We start from the raw sequence: 21,196 nt of genomic DNA, 5'->3' as shown, positions 1-21,196 counted from the left end.
TAGCTAATGTCCGTTGACTATTTGTAACATCGGGTAAATCGAGGTACGTATGGGAGAGACTATTACTCTGCAGCGGTTGCTGGGGATGCAGAAAAAGGTGTGGAACTTCAAGATTAATGCTGATCATGAGGCCACCGAACTTGTCGCCCGCGAACAGCTTAAATCCTTCAGCCAGATATCGCGAATTGGCGCCTTAATAACTTTGCCTCTGATCATCTATGCCGTCGTCCTGCTATTCACTTTTGCGGAACCGGTATTTATAGCGGCGGGCTGTTTCTACGTGGCCGTTGCGGCATTTATGAGCGTTCGGAACTATTTTCGTCAGGCCGCTTTGGATCCCAATACGGTGGACTATAAGGTAGCTGTTAAGAGCATCCTTACCGAAAGCATTATAATTAGCCTCGGCTTTTCTTGTGCATTGGCTCTCCCGGTCGCTTTTGGTCAAATCCCTTATAGTTTGGATATTGCGATATTGGCGATAGGTAGTTTGGTTTTGGGCGGTTTCGTTTTTGGTAGTATTCCTCGCGCGCAGACCTATAATTTATTGATCACCACACTATGTTATGGGACCGCATTCATCGTTGCTAAAGGCTATGGAGGCATCAGCACAGCGATATTTCTGGTCTTTTTCGCGCTTTGTATCGACTATATTTACCGGCTGTTCTTCTTTAACTTTGTCCAGCGTCATTTGCATGCGGCCAAGCAAAAGGACGCGGCTGAAACCGTACAACTTTTGCTGCACGATTATGCAGAGCAAAGCTCTGATTGGCTGTGGGAAGTGAATGGGGATCATTTGATTGTCAACCCATCGGCGCGTTTCGCTGCGGCAGTAGGCATGGAAATACGCGATTTACGTAATTTATCGCTGATTGATTTGTTCGAAGAATCAACCGAGCGCAATCAGCTTTCTCATAGTCTGGCGTCGGGTCAGGCATTTCGGGATATCCATATTCCTATAATAATTGGCGGGAAAGAATGCTGGTGGAAACTTTCCGGTCGACGGATCAAGACAGCCGACGGGGAAAGTCGGCATATACGTGGTGTCGCCGCTGATATCACAAACGCCAAAAAGGCGGAGGCGCGGGTTGCTCATTTGGCCCATTTTGATAGCCTGACGGACCTGCCAAACCGGGCCCTGTTCAATGAATCGCTGCAACGTTCTATCAGCCGAATGAGGGGTGATCAGAAACTGGCCATGCTATATTTGGACCTTGATCATTTCAAAACGATCAACGACACATTGGGACATGGCGCAGGAGACCTGGTGCTGAAAGCTGTCGCCAATCGCTTGGAAAATAATATTGGTATTGAAAATGTTGTAGCGCGTCTGGGCGGCGATGAATTTGCTATTTTATTACGCAATGTCGGTTCGCGTGAGGAGGCCATGCAAATCGCCGCTAATATTATCGAGAAACTCTCACAACCAGTGATGGTTGAAGGACAGCCGGTTGCTACCGGTGTCAGCATCGGAATAGCGTTAGCATCCGAAAACGAGAATAGCTGCGAAGAGCTGATCAAACATGCCGATATTGCTTTGTATCACGCGAAGGAAAATGGGCGTGGCTGCGCTTCTGTTTTTGAACTGTCGATGCATGAGGCGGTTCAGGATCGACGTAATATCGAAATGGATTTGCGCGGCGCGTTGAAGCGCAACGAACTAGAGCTTTATTACCAGCCATTGGTGAATATCGAGACCAATGAGACAATCGGCTATGAAGCCCTACTTCGCTGGCACCATAGTGAAAAAGGTATGATCATGCCGGATGTGTTCATCCCAGTGGCTGAGGAGACCGGTCTGATTGTTCAGCTTGGCGAATGGGTCGTACGATCGGCTTTGTATGAGGTCGCCAATTGGCCAGAACATCTGACGGTAGCGGTGAACTTATCCCCGGCCCAGATGCGCAGTCCCAATCTTATGCCGACTATTATCAACGCGTTGGCCGCGACCGGTGTCGCGCCGCACCGGTTGGAGCTGGAAATCACGGAATCAGTGCTGATGAACGATAACCAGTCCAATGTGGAATTGCTCCACAAAATCCGTTCGCTGGGCGTGCGTATTGCGCTGGATGATTTTGGTACTGGTTATAGCTCGCTGAACTATTTGCGCAGCTTCCCGTTTGACAAGATCAAGATTGATCGCTGCTTCGTTGAGGAAGTGGATAGCCGTGAAGATAGCCGGGCGATTATTCGGGCGGTGACCGGTCTTGCGTCCAGCCTAGGCATGGTAACAACGGCTGAGGGTGTCGAACGCGACGATCAGCTTCAACAACTGAGACAAGAGGGCTGTGTTCAAGTGCAGGGCTATTTGTTCAGCCAAGCAATGCCAGCGGCGAATGTAGCGGGGCGCGTTGTGCGAAACAACGATAAAGATGTCAGGATCACCGAAATTGGTCAACAAAGTGCTGAACACCCACCTGCCAGACATTTAGCAAAGATTGAGCGGAAGAAAACCGGCTAAGTGTAGTGAGACATTTTTTGTGCCAGGCAAATTAACCGGCTAGACGATATCTAGCCGGTTAGTGGTATTTAGCTCTCAACCCAATTGCCATGAAAGCCGGGCGGGATGCGATGTGGAACATGGATGACCGCCTGCGGAGAGCCTTTAAAATCATTGGCTTTCAGAATCTGCAGTTCGGTTGTTTCGTTGTTCATATCGATAACCAGACCGATCAGCCAGCCGTCATCCTCAGCGCTGTCCGGTGATCGCGGTACAAAAACAAATTCACCAGGATGCCGACTTTCACCAAAATTGCGGATAGCAGTCGCTCCGGTTTTTAGATCATGCTTAAACAGTTCAGTTCCAGCCATGTCGAGCTGATCCGGCTTTCCGGCCAGCGCGATGCTATAGATATAGCGATAATCTCGGGTTGACTGCCGTTCGTCATAGCGCGGGAATTCCTGCGCATGATCATGCAAAATATGGCGGGCGACTTTTTGCGAAACCGGATTAACTGTCCAGCGCTCTAGTCGCGACCATGCTCCGCCCGGGCCGAATGTTGTGCGCGCATAGGTACTTTCATGCACAACAACGTCGACAATGACTTTGCCATCTTTTGTCTCGAAAGCATTGGCAGGATGATAGATATAGCAGGGTTCGACATCGCACCAGATCGTGTCTGCGCCTGATCCGTTACGCGGGCACAGGCCGACGCGGGCCTTGTGTTCCGGGTTCCAGTCATAGGGAAATGCAAAGCCGGCCAGCATGCGCTTCATCGAGAATGTGGCCGGCAGGTCAAAGACCAACACGTGGTTTTCCGTAATCTGACAATCATGGATCGACGGACCTTGCGAAACCGGAATCGGTTCTTCCCGCGTCACTTTGCCATCTTCACCGATAACCACATGCCACACCGTGTCCATAACTGGTGCATCGTAACAAATAGCGTGCAGCTCTCCAGTTTTAGGATCGCGATGGGGGTGCGCGGAAAAGGCATTATGCAGAGTCCCGTCAAATGGATTATGTGCCACTGTTTCTAACTCATTGGTCAATTCGACTGGAAAACCGCCGGCTTCGACAATGGCATAGGTACGACCACCAATTTCGGTGATATTGGTATTGGCAGTATCCGTTCTCGGTTTGCGGGTGCCGGGCTTGGGCAGTTCGCCCAATGCATCACTGACGGCATTGGACCTAATCCAGCGGTTACGATACCATTCTGCCTTGCCGTCGATGATACGGATGCCATGGGCCATGCCATCGCCGACAAACCAGTGATAGCTGGCTTCGTCAACAGCGGTGACGGGATTTGGCCCGATCCGCAGATAGCGTCCATCAAGTTGCGGGGGGATTTCTCCATCGACTGGCAATTGGGAAAGCGTAAGCTCTTCCGTCATCGGCTTGTGGATGCCGGTTAGATAGGGATGACCGCCTTCAGGCGCCTTCATTCTCTTGCGGTTGAAGTTGGCGACTGCGCCCAAAACGGTTGTGACGGCTGAGCGGATGGTATTTTCTATCATAGAGGCCACAGCTATTTCCTTCTCAATTAAACCAGATATCGGCTGCAGACAGGGCCGCTGCGAATAATAATAATAAGCCGCCAGGATGGGCCCTGCGTAGCGCAGCAAAATTTCCAATGCCCGACGCGGTGAAAATTAGAATTGCTAAATAGCCGATCATATGGCTTCCGCTCTCCAACCGGTTCAGTAAGACAGCGATACCGAGGCTGGCCCACACAAAGCTGTGCAACTGAAACATAACCCAGGTCAGGTCGCGCATAGCCGAAACTGCTAGAACTCCTTTTGTCGGTTCGGCAAAAAGCGGTTTCAATACGGCTCGCGCGCTAAGGACAAAATGGGCAGCGGCGACGATCACAGCGGTGACGGCAGTTCCAATTGCAAATATTAGCATGGACACAAACTTCCTTGGCTTATCGAATCTGCATGTTTATAGTGTTAACATGCAGATTGAAGGTAACAGTGTCAACATTAAAGAATCCCAGTCCTATCATCACGGGGATCTGCGCCTCGCCGCTATTGCGGCGGGGATGAAGCGCATTGAAGATATGGCGCACCCTGATCTTGGGCTACGCGAACTCGCCCGCGAATTGGGGGTTTCGGCGACGGCTCTCTATCGGCATTTTCCCAATAAGGGTGCCTTGCTCGATGCATTAGCGTTGGAGGCAGCTGACCGGTTGGGGGCCAATCAGGCGGAAGCCGCGCTGGCTGCAGGCGGCGGACGCGACGGCTTTGTCGAGGTGGGCGTTACTTATGTGCAGTGGGCGGTTGAAAACCCCGCGTTGGTACGGCTGATCTTCAATCGTATCGGTAAAGTGGACTTGGAAAGCGACGAGCCATCGAAAATGGGGGAGGCTTTTCGGCAATTGCGTAACGGGATATCCACATTAATGCCCGAAGACATGTCGAGTGAGCGCCGCAAGGTGGCCGCTTTGCATTCCTGGTCACTCGTACATGGTTTGGCTATGTTGATTTTAGACGGGCAGGTTGAATATGATCCGGATATGGTCCGGAAAGTAATTTTATCAAAGCATTTTGGCGGTAGTTGAATTGTTTGGTGATGTGCCAAGCGCCCCTTGACCGAAACCCGTCATCCCCCTATATGAGTGGCTCACCACAGGTTTCGAGACAGGGCGTGCAGTTGCGCAGTGCGCCAGAAGAAATGAAATCTGACCGGTTTTCAGGACGCAAAGAAGCTGCAGTTTTCGTTCCCAAATAGGGCGGCGGAGACATGCGGCTTTTGTTGTTCTGAAGCGCCTCATAATTTGATTTTCCGCCGGTTTTCCGGCGATGGCGAGAAGGCAAAAATACATGGCGACGAAAGCATCTTTGGTAAAGACATCTGCTCTGACACCGACCCGCAAAAAGCGTATTCGTAAGATCTTTGGCAACATTCATGAAGTCATCGAAATGCCGAATCTCATCGAGGTTCAGCGCGAATCATATGAGCAGTTCCTGCGCTCTGATTCGTCTATCGGATATGTTTCCGGGCTTGAAAAAACGCTGCGCAGCGTTTTTCCGATCCGCGATTTTGCCGGTACCGCCGAAATGGATTTCGTCAACTACCAGCTCGAAGATCCCAAATATAATGTCGAAGAATGCCGTCAGCGCGGCATCACCTATTCGGCGCCGATGAAGGTCACGCTTCGCCTGATCGTCTTCGAGGTTGATCCAGAAACAGAAGCGCGCTCGGTTCTCGATATTAAAGAGCAAGATGTTTATATGGGCGACATGCCTTTGATGACCAAGAACGGTACGTTCGTCATCAACGGCACAGAGCGCGTTATTGTTAGTCAGATGCATCGTTCGCCCGGTGTGCTGTTTGACCATGACCGCGGCAAAACCCATTCTTCGGGAAAATTCCTGTTCGCCGCACGCGTTATTCCTTATCGCGGTTCATGGCTCGATTTTGAATTTGACGCCAAAGACATCGTCAATGTGCGTATCGATCGTAAACGTAAGTTGCCGGTAACCGCGCTGCTGCGTTCCCTGGGTGATGCGATCATCGAAGTGAAAGAGAAGAAGCCTCCATTCTCGGTGGGTGAAATGGTCCGCGTTGCTGGCATGAAGCAACCGGCTGAGATCACAGAAGTTGAAGGCAACCGGATTACGATCAAAGAGCCCATGGGCGCGATCGAAATTCAGGGTAAGATTGAAGATGAAGGCCGGACCAAGAGTGCGGAAATCACCGGTATTTTGAAGCAGGGCTATTCCGAAGAAGATATTCTCAATGAATTTTACGGACGTATTGTTTACAAGCGTGCGAAAGACGGCTGGACAATTCCTTTCGTCGCCGAACAATGGCGTGGTCAGAAGCCGACGTTTGATATTGTCGATGCTGACAGCGGCGAAGTTATCTTTGCTACCGGTAGCAAGATTACACCACGCAGCGCCACCAAGGCGGAAAGTGATGGCATGAAAAATGTTGTCATTCCGACCGAAGAAATTTTTGGTCGCTATAGTGCGTTTGATCTGATTAACGAAAAAACCGGTGAAATTTATATCGAAGCTGGTGACGAAGTAACTGTTGAGAATCTTGAGAAGCTTGACGGTGCTGGCATTGATCAGCTTGAACTGCTGGACATTGATCATGTTACAACCGGCCCATGGATCCGCAACACACTGAAAGTCGACAAAGCTGAAGACCGTGATGGCGCGCTGTCCGACATCTACCGTGTCATGCGTCCTGGTGAACCACCAACCCGCGAAACAGCGGAAGCATTGTTCGAAGGCTTGTTCTTTGATCCAGAGCGTTATGACCTCTCCGCAGTGGGCCGTGTTAAACTCAATATGCGCCTCGATATGGATGCACCGGATGATTATACCGTCCTGCGCAAGGAAGATATTCTCGCCGTTGTTAAAACCCTCGTCAATCTGAAGGACGGCAAGGGCGAAGTCGATGACATCGATAACCTTGGCAACCGTCGTGTGCGTTCGGTTGGCGAGCTTCTTGAAAATCAATATCGTGTTGGTCTTCTTCGTATGGAGCGTGCGGTTAAAGAGCGTATGTCCAGTGTCGACGTATCCACCGTGATGCCGAATGATCTGATCAACGCTAAGCCAGCTGTTGCTACAGTTCGTGAGTTCTTCGGTAGTTCGCAGCTGTCCCAGTTTATGGATCAGACGAACCCATTGTCCGAAGTCACCCATAAACGCCGCGTGTCGGCGCTTGGACCTGGTGGTTTGACCCGTGAACGTGCCGGCTTTGAAGTCCGCGACGTCCACCCAACCCATTATGGCCGTATCTGTCCAATTGAAACGCCTGAGGGGCCAAATATTGGTCTGATCAACTCATTGGCATCCTTTAGCCGGGTGAATAAATACGGCTTTATCGAAACACCTTATCGTCAGATTAAAGACGGCAAGGTTACCGATGATGTTGTCTATCTCTCCGCTATGGAAGAGCAGAAGCATACAGTGGCACAGGCCAATGCTGAGCTGACTGAAGATGGCAGCTTTGTGGAAGAGCTTGTTTCTTCTCGTGAAGCTGGCGAATTTTTGATCGCTCCACGTGAAAATATCACGTTGATGGACGTTTCGCCTAAGCAGCTTGTGTCTGTTGCGGCCTCGCTCATTCCGTTCCTGGAAAATGATGATGCTAACCGGGCCCTGATGGGATCGAACATGCAACGTCAGGCTGTGCCTTTGGTGAAAGCGGAAGCGCCGTTTGTTGGAACCGGTATGGAAGAAACCGTAGCCCGCGATAGTGGCGCTGCGATTGCAGCGCGGCGCGGCGGTATTGTCGATCAGGTCGATGCGACGCGTATCGTGATCCGTGCGCAGGGAGATGTTGAAGCTGGTAAATCCGGCGTTGACATTTATACCCTCCAGAAGTTCCAGCGCTCCAACCAGAATACCTGCATCAACCAGCGTCCGTTGGTTAAGGTTGGTGAGATGGTTCAAGAAGGTGATACAATCGCCGACGGTCCATCGACGGATATGGGCGAACTGGCTCTAGGCAAAAACAGCCTCGTCGCCTTTATGCCTTGGAATGGGTATAACTACGAGGATAGTATCCTTATTTCCGAGCGTATCGTGAAAGACGATGTCTTTACTTCGATCCATATCGAAGAATTTGAAGTCATGGCGCGTGATACGAAGCTAGGCCCTGAAGATATTACCCGTGATATTCCCAATGTCGGTGAGGAAGCGCTCCGCAACCTCGATGAAGCCGGTATCGTTTATATCGGTGCGGAAATCGAACCAGGCGATATTCTCGTCGGCAAGATTACGCCTAAGGGTGAATCTCCAATGACGCCGGAAGAAAAACTTCTTCGCGCGATTTTTGGTGAGAAAGCTTCTGATGTTCGTGACACTTCCTTGCGTCTGCCTCCTGGCGTTGCTGGTACGGTTGTTGAAGTTCGTGTGTTTAACCGCCACGGCATTGACAAGGACGAGCGTGCGCTGGCGATTGAACGCGAAGAAATTTCGCGCTTCACCAAGGATAGGGATGACGAACGCGCCATTTTGAATCGTGCGACCTTCAACAGTTTGAAAGATTTGTTGATCGGCCAAACAGCCACCTCAGCACCAAAACCGATGAAGAAGGGCGCGGAAGTCACCGAGGAAAGCCTCTCCGAATTGGAGAATGCTGACTGGTGGAAAATCGCTGTGAAGGACGACAAGGTACAGTCCGATTTTGAAGCGACCCGCGGTCAATATGACGAAGCGATCAAGGAAATTAATGATCGTTTCGCAGATCGTCGTGAAAAGCTGGAACGTGGTGACGAATTGTCTCCAGGTGTTCTGAAAATGGTCAAAGTTTTCGTCGCGGTTAAACGTAAGTTGCAGCCAGGCGATAAAATGGCTGGTCGTCACGGAAATAAAGGGGTTATCTCTCGCATTCTTCCACAAGAAGATATGCCATTCCTTGAAGACGGAACGCCTGTTGATATCGTGCTGAACCCGTTGGGTGTGCCATCACGTATGAACGTCGGACAGATTTTTGAAACCCATCTGGGCTGGGCCGCACGTGGTCTGGGCGAGCAGGTAACAAAAGCGCTGGAAGAATGGAAACTGGCTAATCCTGATCCGCAAGCGGCACCACCACCGGATGCTGTGAAAGAACGGCTCAAGATTATTTACGGCGAACAATATCATGAAGATATTGATTCACGTGATACGGCTGAAATCATTGAGATGGTCGGTCACTTGCGCAACGGTGTCCCAATGGGAACGCCGGTATTTGACGGTGCCCATGAAGCCGATGTTTCCGATATGCTGGAACTTGCCGGATTGGATCGCAGCGGACAGGTTGATCTGTTCGATGGCCGGACCGGAGACAAGTTCGATCGTAAGGTGACAGTGGGCTATATCTATATGCTCAAACTGCATCACTTGGTCGATGACAAGATCCATGCCCGTTCTATCGGACCTTATTCTCTCGTCACGCAGCAGCCTCTGGGCGGTAAAGCCCAGTTTGGTGGACAGCGCTTCGGGGAAATGGAAGTCTGGGCGCTGCAAGCATATGGTGCGGCTTATACGCTTCAAGAAATGCTGACGGTCAAATCGGATGACGTGATCGGACGGACCAAGGTTTACGAAGCAATCGTCAAAGGCGACGATACTTTCGAAGCTGGTGTGCCCGAAAGCTTTAACGTTCTGGTCAAAGAAATGCGTTCGCTTGGTCTCAATATCGAACTCTCCAGCTTCGGCGATGATGACGATGATGACGGCGTGGCGATAGCGGCGGAGTGAGGGATTAAAACTCACCCCCGCCCCTAGCATTTAGATTTTTGGGCATAAGCCCCGAAGGAAGAAAAAATGAACCAAGTAACAAATTTCGCAAATCCGATCGCAAAGCCGGAAACATTTGACCAGATTCAAATTGGTCTTGCCTCGCCAGAACGTATTCGTAGCTGGTCATTCGGTGAAATTAAGAAGCCGGAAACCATCAACTACCGGACGTTCAAGCCAGAGCGTGATGGTCTGTTTTGCGCGCGTATTTTTGGTCCGGTAAAGGATTACGAATGCTTGTGCGGCAAGTATAAGCGCATGAAATATAAAGGCATCGTCTGCGAAAAATGCGGTGTCGAAGTCACGGTGACCAAGGTCCGCCGGGAACGTATGGGTCATATCGACCTTGCTGCTCCTGTTGCGCATATCTGGTTCCTGAAATCCTTGCCGTCGCGTATTGGCTTGTTGCTTGACATGCAGCTCAAACAGCTTGAGCGTGTTCTCTATTTCGAAAGCTATGTGGTTATCGAACCCGGCTTGACGGCTCTGGAAAAATTCCAGCTGCTGACTGAAGACGAAATGCTCGAAGCGCAGGATGAATATGGCGAAGACGCATTCTCTGCCGGCATCGGCGCAGAAGCCGTCAAGATCATGCTTCAGGACCTTGATCTGAAGCAAGAACGTGACGATCTGATGGAAGATCTGCGGACGACCAAGTCTACACTGAAACCCAAGAAGATCATCAAGCGTCTGAAAGTGGTCGAAAGCTTTATCGATTCCGGCAACAAGCCAGAATGGATGATCCTCGAAATCATTCCTGTGATCCCGCCTGAGTTGCGTCCTTTGGTACCTTTGGATGGTGGCCGTTTCGCAACGTCTGATCTTAACGATCTCTATCGCCGTGTGATCAACCGGAACAACCGTTTGAAGCGCCTGATGGAACTGCGCGCACCGGACATCATCGTCCGTAACGAAAAGCGTATGCTTCAGGAATCCGTGGATGCGCTATTTGACAATGGCCGTCGCGGTCGGACCATCACCGGTGCGAACAAACGTCCGCTGAAATCTTTGTCTGACATGCTCAAGGGTAAACAGGGCCGTTTCCGTCAGAACCTTCTCGGTAAGCGCGTCGATTATTCCGGTCGTTCGGTTATTGTGACTGGTCCTGAATTGAAATTGCATCAATGTGGTCTGCCAAAGAAAATGGCCTTGGAATTGTTCAAGCCATTTATCTACGCACGCCTTGATGCCAAGGGTCTTTCAATGACGCTCAAGCAGGCCAAAAAATGGGTCGAAAAAGAGCGTAAAGAAGTTTGGGACATTTTGGAAGAAGTGATCCGCGAGCATCCCGTGATGCTGAACCGGGCACCAACGCTTCACCGTTTGGGCATTCAGGCATTTGAGCCGGTATTGATTGAAGGTAAGGCTATCCAGCTTCACCCGCTGGTCTGTTCCGCCTTTAACGCCGACTTTGACGGTGACCAAATGGCGGTCCACGTTCCATTGAGCCTTGAGGCGCAGCTGGAAGCACGTGTTTTGATGATGTCGACCAACAACATTCTCTCGCCTGCTAATGGTAAGCCTATTATCGTTCCTTCACAGGATATGGTTCTTGGCATCTATTATCTTACAATGGATCGCAAAGGCGAACCGGGTGAAGGCATGCTTTTGGCTGATATGGCCGAAGTGCATCAGGCGCTTGAAATTGGTGCAGTGACTTTGCACTCTAAAATCACCACTCGGGTTCCGCAAACCGATGAGGACGGCAAGCCCATTCTCAAACGTTTCGAAACCACACCGGGCCGTTTGTTGATCGCGGAATGTTTGCCGAAATCGCATCTGGTTCCCTTCGATATCGTGAACCGCTTGCTGACCAAGAAAGAAGTCGGCGACGTGATTGACCAAGTTTACCGTCATACGGGTCAGAAAGATACAGTCTTGTTCGCTGATGCGATCATGGGCCTTGGCTTCCGCCACGCTTGTCGGGCCGGTATCTCCTTTGGTAAGGATGATATGATCATTCCGGACTCAAAGGATGAAACGGTCGCTGAAACCCGCGCTTTGGTTGCTGACTATGAACAGCAATATCAAGATGGTCTGATCACGCAGCAAGAAAAATATAACAAAGTGATTGATGCTTGGTCCCGTTGTGGTGACACGGTTGCGAACGCGATGATGGTCGAACTGGCGGCAACCCCGCTGGATGAGCATGGCCGTGAGGCACAGATTAACGCCATTTATATGATGAGCCACTCTGGTGCTCGTGGTAGCCCAGCCCAGATGAAGCAGCTGGGCGGTATGCGCGGACTGATGGCCAAACCTTCTGGCGAGATTATTGAAACACCAATTATCTCGAACTTTAAAGAAGGTTTGACGGTTCTTGAATATTTCAACTCCACCCACGGTGCGCGTAAAGGTCTTGCCGATACCGCTCTGAAGACAGCGAACTCCGGTTATCTGACACGGCGTCTGGTTGACGTTTCTCAGGACTGTACGATTGTCGAAAATGACTGCGGCACGGAAAATGCACTGGAGATGAAAGCCATCGTACAGGGCGGTTCGGTTATCGCATCGCTTGGCGAACGTATTTTGGGCCGGACCATGGCTGAAGATATTGTCGACAGTAAAGACGATAGCGTAGTGATCAAATCTGGCACGTTGCTGGACGAAGCGGCCATCGTCGTAATTGAAGCGCTCGGCATTCAGTCCGCACGTATTCGCTCACCGCTGGTTTGCGAATCCAAAATGGGCGTTTGCGGTACTTGCTACGGCCGTGACCTTGCTCGCGGTACACCGGTGAATATCGGTGAAGCGGTTGGCGTTATCGCGGCGCAGTCAATTGGTGAGCCAGGCACGCAGCTGACGATGCGTACCTTCCATATCGGCGGCGCAGCGCAGCTGAACGAGCAATCCAATCTGGAATCAGTGGCAGAAGGTGTGGTTGAATATCGCGACATGCCGGTCATCGAAGACAAGAATGGCCGCTTCCTATCCTTGGCGCGTAGCGGTGTTATTGCCGTTATCGACAATGATGGTCGTGAACGTTCTGCCGATAAGGTGCCTTATGGAACCAGCGTGCTGATCAAAGATGGTGCTAAGGTTAAATTGGGCGATCGTCTGGCCGAATGGGATCCATTCACCATGCCAATGATTACCGAGAAGCCGGGTGTTATTAAATATCAAGACGTCATCGAAGGTAAAACGATGACCGAGCAGACCGATGAAGCGACCGGTATCGCACAGCGTGTGATTATGGAATATCGTGCATCGGGCCGCGGAACCAACAAGGAAGATCTGCGTCCTCGCATGACCTTGCTTGATGAGAATAGCGGTGAAGCTGGGCGTTACTTGCTGGCTAATGGTGCGACATTGTCGGTTACCGATGGTCAGAAAGTGCAAGCGGGTGATGTTATCGCTCGTGTGTCCCGTGAAGCTGCGAAGACGCGTGATATTACCGGTGGTCTGCCACGTGTTGCCGAGCTTTTCGAAGCACGTATTCCGAAAGACAATTCCATCATTGCGAAAATCTCTGGCCGCGTTGAATATCTGCGCGACTATAAAGCCAAGCGTAAGATTGCGATTGTTCCCGAGGAAGGCGAACCAGTAGAATATCTGGTGCCGAAGACGAAAGTCATCGACGTTCAGGAAGGCGATTTCGTGAAGAAGGGCGATAACCTTGTTTCCGGTTCGCCTGATCCGCATGATATTCTTGAAGTTATGGGCGTAGAAGCACTGGCTGAATATCTGGTAGCAGAAATTCAGGAAGTCTATCGTCTGCAGGGCGTGAAAATCAACGATAAGCATATTGAGACGATTGTTCGTCAGATGTTGCAGAAAGTTGAAATCACCAATGGCGGTGATACAACGCTTCTTCCCGGCGAGCAGCTCGATCTCGAAGAGATGCTGGAATATAATGCGAAGCTGACCAAGAAGCAGGAACCTGCTGCAGGTAAGCCAGTATTGCTTGGTATCACCAAAGCAAGCTTGCAAACGCGTAGCTTTATCTCTGCTGCCTCTTTCCAGGAAACCACCCGGGTGCTTACTCAGGCGGCTGTCGAAGGGAAGAAGGATCAGCTGATCGGTCTGAAAGAAAACGTCATTGTTGGACGTTTGATCCCTGCCGGTACGGGTGCAGGCATGAACCGTGCCCGGATTGCGGCCACCAGCCGCGACGCCGCGCTTCGTGCCCAACAGCAGAAAATGGTTGATGCGATGGTTGCAGCCCAAGATCTGAAAGCCGCAGAGACTGCAGCCGCAGCCGCTCCGGTAGCTGAAGAAGCGCCTATCGAAGAAACCTTGATGGCTGCCGATAATGCCGAAGAGCAGCACGCAGCCGAATTGGCGCAAGGTCCTGAAGCAGCAACAGGTGATTCCCACATGGCAAAAACCATGGGTGAGGGTATTGAAGCTGACGATACCGAGGCCGCTCAAGCTGCTGAAGGCGACGAAGAAGAATAGATTTTACTGTTCTTTAGATAAAACAAAAGCCCCGCTGGAGATGATCCGGCGGGGCTTTTTGTTTGTCAGAATAAAGGATCGTTACCTTTGATTTTCGACTAGAATCTTATCTCGCAAACTGACATTTTCCCTTGAACAGTAGTGCGCCATTGGCCGGTCCATTTCCCGCTTTGTGACGCTGCGACAGCCGGACATTTAATTTCGGCGTCTTGCTGGTTCCAAATTGGTCCGGCGTTTATATCACGGGTATGCTGCGATGGAAGTGGCGGCGGACTGTTACCTTCTCGCTGCGAAAATGAGGTGATCCTGTAGAGATCTGACTTGCGGCCGCCATTTTGGCTATAGCCGATCCACTTGCGATGCAAATCAAGTTGCAGCTGCACATTGCGTGATCGGTCATTGAGATAAACCGACCATTCATCGCGGCTGGTTTCTGCAAAACTAAAAACCGCCTGACCTTGGGCATTAAATTCGGCCCACTGGCGGTGGGCAGTTTTTTTGAAGCTACCCCTATCGAAAAACACTTGCTGGACATTACGGCCGTTGGTCACTGCGCGAGGCGGCGGTACGGATTTGCGACTGGCGCTTGTTATTTGGTACAGGTCGGACTTTGGTCCGTCATTCGTGCCATAGGTGACCCACTTACGGTGAATGTCAATTTGCAGTTGCACGTTGCGTGACTGGTCATGCAGATAGACTGACCATTCATCCCGGTCGGTTTCCGTAAAATTAAAGGCAGCACGCCCGTTGCCGTCATATTCTGTCCAGCGTCCATTTCCGCTCGTTCGTAAAGAGCCGCCCGAAAAATTGGCGCGTGTCACAGTATATCCGTCGACGCCTAGCTGCGTTGCGCGCTGGCGCTGCGCTTGTGCGGCGTCGGGATAGGCAAAGGATAAAAGGCCGGTTGCGGCAATGGACAAACCCAGTGCGACCGCTTTATTCAACATTATCAGGAATTCCTTTTTCGGCGCGACCCGAAGCAGGGCTATTTGCATAATATTGCGTTAAATAAAACCCACACCATTAAAATGGCCCCGCCGCAATTGATCCAACAGGGCCATATTTACATATTAAGCGATTAGTTTTGCGGCTGTCCGGGCGACTTTTGCACCCAGATAACGCGCTCCATCAAGGTCAATATCATGTGGTTTCCGGCTACCATCTCCGCCGGCTATCGTTGATGCGCCGTAAGGAGAGCCGCCAATCACTTCATCATTGTTTAATTGTCCGGAAAACCCGTAATCCAACCCAACAATCGTCATACCATGATGCAGAAGGTTGCTGAGGATAGAATATTGGGTTGTTTCCTGACCGCCATGTTGTGAAGCTGTAGAGGTGAAGGATGCACCAACTTTGCCGACCAAAGCACCCTTCGCCCACAAGCCGCCGGTGCGATCCCAGAACGAAGCCATTTGGCTCGATAAGCGTCCAAAGCGCGTAGGCGATCCGACGATGATAGCATCATATTCGGTAAGACTGTCGGGCTCAATCACAGGATGTTCTTCATTGGCGCTAAAGCCGGACGCTTTGGCTACTTCAGGCGGCGCTGTTTCAGGGACGCGGCCGATGGTGACATCTGCTCCGGCTTCCTGAGCGCCATCGGCAATGGCCTGTGCCAGACTGTCGACATGTCCATAGGATGAGTAATATAGAACCAGAATCTTTGTCATTTTCAATCTCCTGAGTGGGTGTAAATGGAGGAGCGCTCTCGGTTCAGGGAGGAAAAGAGCGCTCCTCCTTCGGGGGAATTAATTGTGCCGGTCAAAAGCTTCTACGAAGACCAACTCTGCCTGCTCCAGCGCCTCGATTTCGAGCGAAGGGACGTCGCGAATGGCCAAAGAATCGCGTACTGCAATTTCTTCGCCGTTCACCCTTAGCTTGCCTGCTGAAGCAACCAGATAGACATGGGCCCCTTCGGCAATGTCGTGCTGCAAGGTCGTGCCGGTAGTCAGCGTTGCTCCATAAAGCCGGGCATCAGACCGGATCATTAACGCACCTTTATCAATATCCTCGTCAAAACCGCTGGCGAGTATTTCCAAATCTCCCGACAGTTCACCTTTGGGGAAACTGTTTGCATCCCAGCGTGGCTCACCGCCCGGTGCACGTGGCTCTATCCAGATCTGGAACAACCGGGTTGTCTCGTCTTCCAGATTATATTCGCTGTGCGTCACGCCGGTTCCAGCACTCATCACTTGAACGTCGCCCGCTTCGGTGCGGCCTTCATTGCCCAATGAGTCGCGATGGGTGATCGCACCTTCCCGGACATAAGTGATGATTTCCATATCCCGATGGGGATGCATTGGAAAACCAGTTTTGGCAGCAATCTCATCATCATTCCATACGCGGATTGGGCCAAAACCCATGCGTGCAGGATCGTAATATTTACCAAAGGAAAAATGGTGGCGTGCCTGCAGCCAGTCATGATTGACATGGGCCAGGTCAGCAAAAGTGCGTTTCTCGATCATAGTCATTCTCCTATTTCCTGGACGGGCTTTTCTCGTGAATGAGAGAGTCTCCGGCTTGCTTGAGGATGAAATAGGATAAAAATTTTGTTTCCTAAATAGACAATATAGAAATTGATTGTTTCTAAAATATATATAATGAACTGAAAATGCATCTTCCTGATTTTGAAGCCTGGGCCATATTTGCAGCAGCCGCGCGGCTAGGCAGTTTTACCGCTGTCTCCCAAGAACTGGCTATTTCCAAACCGACAGTTTCGAAAGCGATAACCCGTCTGGAAGAGTCCCTTGGAACAGTCTTGTTTCACCGGACATCCCGAAAAATATCCCTATCAACCGTTGGGAAGGTTTTGCTTCCTTACGCACGAGCCATTGCGCTGGATGGAGAAGCGGCGATGGAAGCGGCGCGGGATACAGCCCATTTGTTGCGCGGACAGGTCCGTTTGGCAGCGCCTTTAAGCTTTGGTCTGTCGCATCTTGCTCCAGTTCTCGCTGATTTCATGTGCGCATATCCCGAAATTCTGGTCGATGTGCAGTTGAGTGATGCCCATGTGGATTTGATCGAAGAGAGTTTTGACCTTGCCATTCGTATAGCCGATCTGCCGGACAGCAGTTTGCGTGTCATTCGATTGCGCAAGATGCAGGCTCATTTTATCGCGTCGCCGGATTATCTGAAACGCCGCGGAATGCCCAAGCAGCCTGAAGAGTTGGTAGACCATGATTGTTTCATCTATTCAAATCAAGGCACGTTGGAAATCTGGCATGTGAAGGGACCGGACGGGCAGAAAATAGCCGTGAGGCCCAAATGCCGGTTTCAAAGCAATAATGGCGATATCATGTTACCCGGACTGATTGCTGGCCGCGGCATCGGCTATTTGCCTGATTTTCTATGTCAGGACGCGATAGACCGAGGTGATTTGCAGACCTTCATGCCGGGATGGGGCTTTGGAGAGATAGCGCTAAATCTCGTCATGCCACCGTCGCCGCATCGTCCGGCACGGGTTAACGCGTTGATTGATTTCTTGAAGCAGCGGTTGTCTTGACTCCGGAAAGAACAACGGTGCGAAAAGGCCTATCGTACAGGATGCGATTCCATGTATAAACTATTAGCTTCGCGCAGAGGTAAACCTGTCTGAATATGCCGCCTGAGACCCTCTTGCTTTTTCTGATCACAGACCTGACCTTCTGCTTCACGCCGGGGCCGGCAACGATGGTGACTGTCAGCCATGCATTGCCGGTAGGGCGGCAGGGCGGAATGCGCGGCGCTCTGGGGCCGATCGCTGGCATTAATGTCGGAAATTTCATTTGGTATGCGCTGACCGCCGTTGGGTTAATCGCAATGATTCAGGCTTTTCCATCTGCGTACGCAGCGCTGCGCTGGCTAGGTGTGATTTATCTCGCGTGGCTTGGGATAGCGATGTTGCGCGGCACGGATCGGAATTTGGGTGATTCAGCGGCCAAGGCCGAGAGTTTTCGGCGCGGCTTTTTGAGCGGACTGGCTGTCCATATGTCCAATCCCAAAGCGCTATTCTTCTATGCCGTCATCATTCCGCCATTTGTCGATCCCACCGGCAATTTATGGGTACAGTTCGGAACATTGGCAGGGCTGACTATATTCACGGAAACTGCTGGGCTTACCTTCTATGCGGCCTTGGCCTCGCGTGCGCGAAACTTGGGTAATGCCGACAGAGTGCAGGATGTTTTTAAATATATCGCGGCAGTGGTACTCATCTGTGTGGCGTTGGTCATGGCGTATTTAAACGTCGAAGATGCGGGTATAGATTCTGCGTTCAACGGTGTGAAAGGTTGGGTAGGGTAGATGACTGTAATGCTACGTTTTTTGCCTCTATTACTCGCTACTTTATTATCTGTACTTCCATTGCAGGTATCGGCGGAAGAGGCCGTCAATTCTCCCATTGACTCCCAATCCGTACTAGCGCTCAAAGCCTTGCAACTGCTCGATCAGCGGACGCATGCTGTCGGATATCGACTGGTATCCGCCAATGCGGGCTTTTGCGAGAATAAGGTGCCTAATTTGGGCCTCTTGCTGCACGACATCAATCAATATGGCGATAAGGCTGCTGCCCGCTTTGCCCATGGCTTTGCCAGCGCTATCGCCATAAATGCCGTCGCTCCTGAAAGCCCGGCAGCATTGGAAGAGTTGGAGGCGGGTGACGGCCTGATAGCAATTGACGGGCAGTTGGTGGAAGGTCTCGCGATAGATGAAGAGAGGCTGGCCAGCGAGAAGCCCGAATATCGCCGGATTGCAGCGATTAAATTGATGTTGGCCGACGCTGCGGCCGATGGCAGCGCACGGCTCACCATAATGCGCGGTGGGCTGCAGCAGGACAGGGTGCTCGTTCCGGTTCAGACATGCCCCAGCGAGTTTCAAGTGAGGGTGAGTGAGGATCGCGATGCTTCTGCAGATGGCAAGATCGTCTCCATTTCCTCCACGCTCGCAGAATATGTGTTGAGCGAAGACGAGCTGGCGGCCATTGCAGCCCACGAACTGGCACATAATCTGCTCAAGCATCGCGAGCGGCTCAACGCCGAAAATGTTGATCGCGGGTTTTTCGGACAATTTGGTAAAAGTGCAGGTCAGATCAAAGCGGCAGAGATTGAAGCAGACCGGCTATCGGTCTGGCTCACGGCCAATGCTGGCTATGATCCGCAAGCGGCGATCCGGTTTTGGACGCGATATGGCAAGCAATATGGCAAGGGGATATTTTCGGCGTCGACCCACTATAGATGGAAGAAACGAGTCAAATTATTCGAAGAGGAAATAGCCAAAATGCAGAAGGCGCAGGCGGATAATGAGAAATACGCGCCGCCTTTACTAAAGGAGCCAAGGGGCAAGTAGTGTTATTGTCGGCTAGTCTTCCTGATAAGCCTGTCTACAACGTTTGCGCTCTTTCTTGTTTTCGGTATCGGTCAAACATGCTTCCATTTCTCGCTTGCGTTCGGCCTGGACACGGCGTCCGAGGTCTTCTTCTCTTTCAGACCGGGATTGTGTAGTGGCGTCGACAGCGGTTTCTACCACTGTACCGGCGGCCCTAAACGGTGCGGTGACGATCTTGGATGCGACGCAGCCGCTAAGCATCATCAGGGCGCATGTTGCCAAGACAACAGATGGTCGGCGCATGGATATCTCCTCAGATGGATTGTGTGCACCTCGATCAATGAAGACCGCCTGAACGGCAATTTTTAGGATTTGACCTATGAATTTGCGAGTAACTTCTCCGCAATGGCCCGAATGTCATCGCCTATGTCAGAATGTGCCAGCGCTGTCGCGAGGTTCGCCTCGACATAACCGACTTTCGAACCGCAATCATAGCGTTTGCCGTCAAAAGTCATACCGTGAAAGGGCTGTTTTCCAATCATCTGTGCCATCGCATCGGTTAGCTGGATTTCCCCGCCAGCACCCGCTTCCTGAGTTTCTAGGATACGCATTACCTCAGGCTGCAAGATATAACGGCCGGGCAGAATTAGGTTAGAAGGGGCGGTGCCAGCTTTGGGCTTTTCGACCAAGCCTTTGACTTCAGTAATCGGACCGTCGCGATAACCTGGATCAATTACGCCATAGGAAGGCGTATCCTCAATCGGGATTTCCAGCGCACAGACAATATTGCCGCCCAGCTTGTCATAAGCATCGACCATCTGTTTCATACAGCCGGGGCTGCCGACCATGAATTCGTCGGGCAGGAAGATAGCGAAGGGTTCGTCCCCGATTATGTCCCGCGCGCACCAGATTGCATGTCCCAGACCCAGCGGTTCCTGTTGCCGGATAAACACGCTGTTTCCAGGCGTCAGGCGTGTGCCGTCCAGAACCGAACGATCTTTGCCGCGATCCCCCATCGTCCGTTCGAGCTCATAGGCGAGGTCAAAATGATCCTCGATCATGCCCTTGCCGCGTCCATTCACGAAGATCATCTGTTCGATACCGGCTTCCAGCGCTTCATCCACGGCATATTGCAGCAAAGGGCGATCAACGATTGGAAAAAGTTCCTTGGGCATTACCTTGGTCGCGGGTAAAAAACGGGTACCCATGCCAGCGACTGGGAAGACGGCTTTTTTGATCGGTTTCATGGAAATGGCCTTAATCCTTCAATTTATCTGCGAAACTGGTCCGTAGCTTCTGCAACTTTTGAGGAATTGTTGCAACGCAATATGGATTACTACGTCCTTCATCCGCCCAATATTGCTGGTGATAATCTTCTGCTACATACCAAGTGGCTGGCCCTTCTATCGTGGTTACCAGGGGTTCCGACCGGCCTACGTCAGCCCGTAGGATACCCGCAGTGGCTGCTGCGCGCTGCTCTTCATCCAAGGGAAATATAGCGGATCGATATTGGGTGCCGATGTCATTGCCCTGCCGGTTTAACTGGGTTGGGTCATGGGTCGCAAAAAAAATGTCGAGTAAGTCGTCATAGCTGACAACATCTGGATCAAAGCCGATTTTGATGGCTTCTGCGTGGCCGGTGGTGCCTGAGCAGACTTGTCGATAGGTTGGATCAGCATTGCTACCGCCAATATAGCCACTTTCGACGCTTTGCACACCAGCAATGTCGTTGAATACCGCTTCTGTGCACCAGAAACAGCCGCCTGCGAAAATTGCTTCCTGCATAGTCATCATATACTCCTTCTAGGGC

At 51.3% G+C, this 21,196-nt stretch carries 15 protein-coding genes; 7 read left to right on the top strand and 8 right to left on the bottom strand.

What is annotated here, in order from left to right:
• Positions 1-49: 49 nt before the first annotated feature.
• On the top strand, positions 50-2,458 hold the full coding sequence (locus V7676_RS11290) for a putative bifunctional diguanylate cyclase/phosphodiesterase (RefSeq protein WP_335659809.1): 2,409 nt from the start codon (positions 50-52) through the stop codon (positions 2,456-2,458).
• 68 nt (positions 2,459-2,526) lie between these two features.
• Here V7676_RS11290 and V7676_RS11285 read toward each other — a convergent pair whose 3' ends face one another.
• Positions 2,527-3,957, bottom strand: a complete 1,431-nt coding sequence (locus tag V7676_RS11285) for an 8'-apo-carotenoid 13,14-cleaving dioxygenase (protein WP_335659887.1) — start codon at positions 3,955-3,957, stop codon at positions 2,527-2,529.
• Between the two features lie 22 nt (positions 3,958-3,979).
• The gene (locus V7676_RS11280; RefSeq protein WP_335659808.1) at positions 3,980-4,348 is read right to left on the bottom strand and encodes a hypothetical protein; all 369 of its coding nucleotides are present in this window, start codon (positions 4,346-4,348) and stop codon (positions 3,980-3,982) included.
• Here V7676_RS11280 and V7676_RS11275 point away from each other — a divergent pair.
• The 3 genes from V7676_RS11275 (at position 4,347) to rpoC (ending at position 14,088) form a co-directional block, all read left to right on the top strand.
• A complete protein-coding gene (locus V7676_RS11275) occupies positions 4,347-5,003 on the top strand; it encodes a TetR/AcrR family transcriptional regulator (RefSeq protein ID WP_335659807.1) in 657 nt (218 codons plus the stop codon). The genes V7676_RS11280 and V7676_RS11275 overlap by 2 nt on opposite strands.
• A gap of 262 nt (positions 5,004-5,265) precedes the next feature.
• Positions 5,266-9,651, top strand: coding sequence for a DNA-directed RNA polymerase subunit beta (gene rpoB / locus V7676_RS11270; RefSeq protein WP_442955434.1), 4,386 nt, complete (start codon positions 5,266-5,268; stop codon positions 9,649-9,651).
• Between the two features lie 66 nt (positions 9,652-9,717).
• Positions 9,718-14,088: a DNA-directed RNA polymerase subunit beta' gene (gene rpoC / locus V7676_RS11265; RefSeq protein WP_335659805.1), complete on the top strand. Its 4,371-nt coding sequence runs from the start codon at positions 9,718-9,720 to the stop codon at positions 14,086-14,088.
• Positions 14,089-14,186: 98 nt separating this feature from the next.
• Here the strand turns inward: rpoC and V7676_RS11260 are convergent, their stop codons facing one another.
• The 3 genes from V7676_RS11260 to V7676_RS11250 form a co-directional block, all read right to left on the bottom strand.
• Positions 14,187-15,035, bottom strand: coding sequence for a mannan-binding lectin (locus tag V7676_RS11260; protein ID WP_335659804.1), 849 nt, complete (start codon positions 15,033-15,035; stop codon positions 14,187-14,189).
• 123 nt (positions 15,036-15,158) lie between these two features.
• Positions 15,159-15,758, bottom strand: coding sequence for an NAD(P)H:quinone oxidoreductase (gene wrbA / locus V7676_RS11255; RefSeq protein ID WP_335659803.1), 600 nt, complete (start codon positions 15,756-15,758; stop codon positions 15,159-15,161).
• Positions 15,759-15,836: 78 nt separating this feature from the next.
• Positions 15,837-16,553, bottom strand: coding sequence for a pirin family protein (locus V7676_RS11250; protein WP_335659802.1), 717 nt, complete (start codon positions 16,551-16,553; stop codon positions 15,837-15,839).
• 146 nt (positions 16,554-16,699) lie between these two features.
• On the opposite strand from V7676_RS11250, the gene V7676_RS11245 reads away from it, so the two are divergent.
• The 3 genes from V7676_RS11245 to V7676_RS11235 all read left to right on the top strand — a co-directional run bounded on the left by V7676_RS11245 (position 16,700) and on the right by V7676_RS11235 (position 19,407).
• A complete protein-coding gene (locus V7676_RS11245) occupies positions 16,700-17,590 on the top strand; it encodes a LysR family transcriptional regulator (RefSeq protein ID WP_335659801.1) in 891 nt (296 codons plus the stop codon).
• A 95-nt stretch (positions 17,591-17,685) separates the two neighbouring features.
• Complete coding sequence (locus tag V7676_RS11240; RefSeq protein WP_335659800.1) at positions 17,686-18,366, top strand: LysE family translocator; 681 nt, start codon at positions 17,686-17,688, stop codon at positions 18,364-18,366.
• On the top strand, positions 18,367-19,407 hold the full coding sequence (locus V7676_RS11235) for a M48 family metallopeptidase (RefSeq protein ID WP_335659799.1): 1,041 nt from the start codon (positions 18,367-18,369) through the stop codon (positions 19,405-19,407).
• Between the two features lie 12 nt (positions 19,408-19,419).
• Here the strand turns inward: V7676_RS11235 and V7676_RS11230 are convergent, their stop codons facing one another.
• The 3 genes from V7676_RS11230 to msrA form a co-directional block, all read right to left on the bottom strand.
• A complete protein-coding gene (locus tag V7676_RS11230) occupies positions 19,420-19,689 on the bottom strand; it encodes a DUF6726 family protein (RefSeq protein ID WP_335659798.1) in 270 nt (89 codons plus the stop codon).
• A gap of 74 nt (positions 19,690-19,763) precedes the next feature.
• Positions 19,764-20,639 (bottom strand): UTP--glucose-1-phosphate uridylyltransferase, encoded by an 876-nt coding sequence (locus V7676_RS11225; protein WP_335659886.1) that lies wholly within the window; start codon positions 20,637-20,639, stop codon positions 19,764-19,766.
• A gap of 4 nt (positions 20,640-20,643) precedes the next feature.
• Positions 20,644-21,171, bottom strand: coding sequence for a peptide-methionine (S)-S-oxide reductase MsrA (gene msrA / locus V7676_RS11220; protein WP_442955435.1), 528 nt, complete (start codon positions 21,169-21,171; stop codon positions 20,644-20,646).
• Between the last annotated feature and the right edge of the window lie 25 nt (positions 21,172-21,196).

Source organism: Parasphingorhabdus sp. (assembly GCF_036963805.1).
Lineage (GTDB): Bacteria > Pseudomonadota > Alphaproteobacteria > Sphingomonadales > Sphingomonadaceae > Parasphingorhabdus.
The sequence above is the reverse complement of the archived record's forward strand: the minus strand, read 5'-3'. Positions and strand labels throughout refer to the sequence as shown.

Coding starts and splice junctions, on each gene's coding strand:
- wrbA (WP_335659803.1), bottom strand. CDS start 15,758: ATGACAAAGATTCTGGTTCTATATTACTCATCCTATGGACATGTCGAC.
- msrA (WP_442955435.1), bottom strand. CDS start 21,171: ATGCAGGAAGCAATTTTCGCAGGCGGCTGTTTCTGGTGCACAGAAGCG.
- V7676_RS11260 (WP_335659804.1), bottom strand. CDS start 15,035: ATGTTGAATAAAGCGGTCGCACTGGGTTTGTCCATTGCCGCAACCGGC.
- V7676_RS11250 (WP_335659802.1), bottom strand. CDS start 16,553: ATGATCGAGAAACGCACTTTTGCTGACCTGGCCCATGTCAATCATGAC.
- rpoC (WP_335659805.1), top strand. CDS start 9,718: ATGAACCAAGTAACAAATTTCGCAAATCCGATCGCAAAGCCGGAAACA.
- V7676_RS11240 (WP_335659800.1), top strand. CDS start 17,686: ATGCCGCCTGAGACCCTCTTGCTTTTTCTGATCACAGACCTGACCTTC.
- V7676_RS11285 (WP_335659887.1), bottom strand. CDS start 3,957: ATGATAGAAAATACCATCCGCTCAGCCGTCACAACCGTTTTGGGCGCA.
- V7676_RS11230 (WP_335659798.1), bottom strand. CDS start 19,689: ATGCGCCGACCATCTGTTGTCTTGGCAACATGCGCCCTGATGATGCTT.
- V7676_RS11280 (WP_335659808.1), bottom strand. CDS start 4,348: ATGCTAATATTTGCAATTGGAACTGCCGTCACCGCTGTGATCGTCGCC.
- V7676_RS11290 (WP_335659809.1), top strand. CDS start 50: ATGGGAGAGACTATTACTCTGCAGCGGTTGCTGGGGATGCAGAAAAAG.
- V7676_RS11275 (WP_335659807.1), top strand. CDS start 4,347: ATGGACACAAACTTCCTTGGCTTATCGAATCTGCATGTTTATAGTGTT.
- V7676_RS11235 (WP_335659799.1), top strand. CDS start 18,367: ATGACTGTAATGCTACGTTTTTTGCCTCTATTACTCGCTACTTTATTA.
- rpoB (WP_442955434.1), top strand. CDS start 5,266: ATGGCGACGAAAGCATCTTTGGTAAAGACATCTGCTCTGACACCGACC.
- V7676_RS11245 (WP_335659801.1), top strand. CDS start 16,700: ATGCATCTTCCTGATTTTGAAGCCTGGGCCATATTTGCAGCAGCCGCG.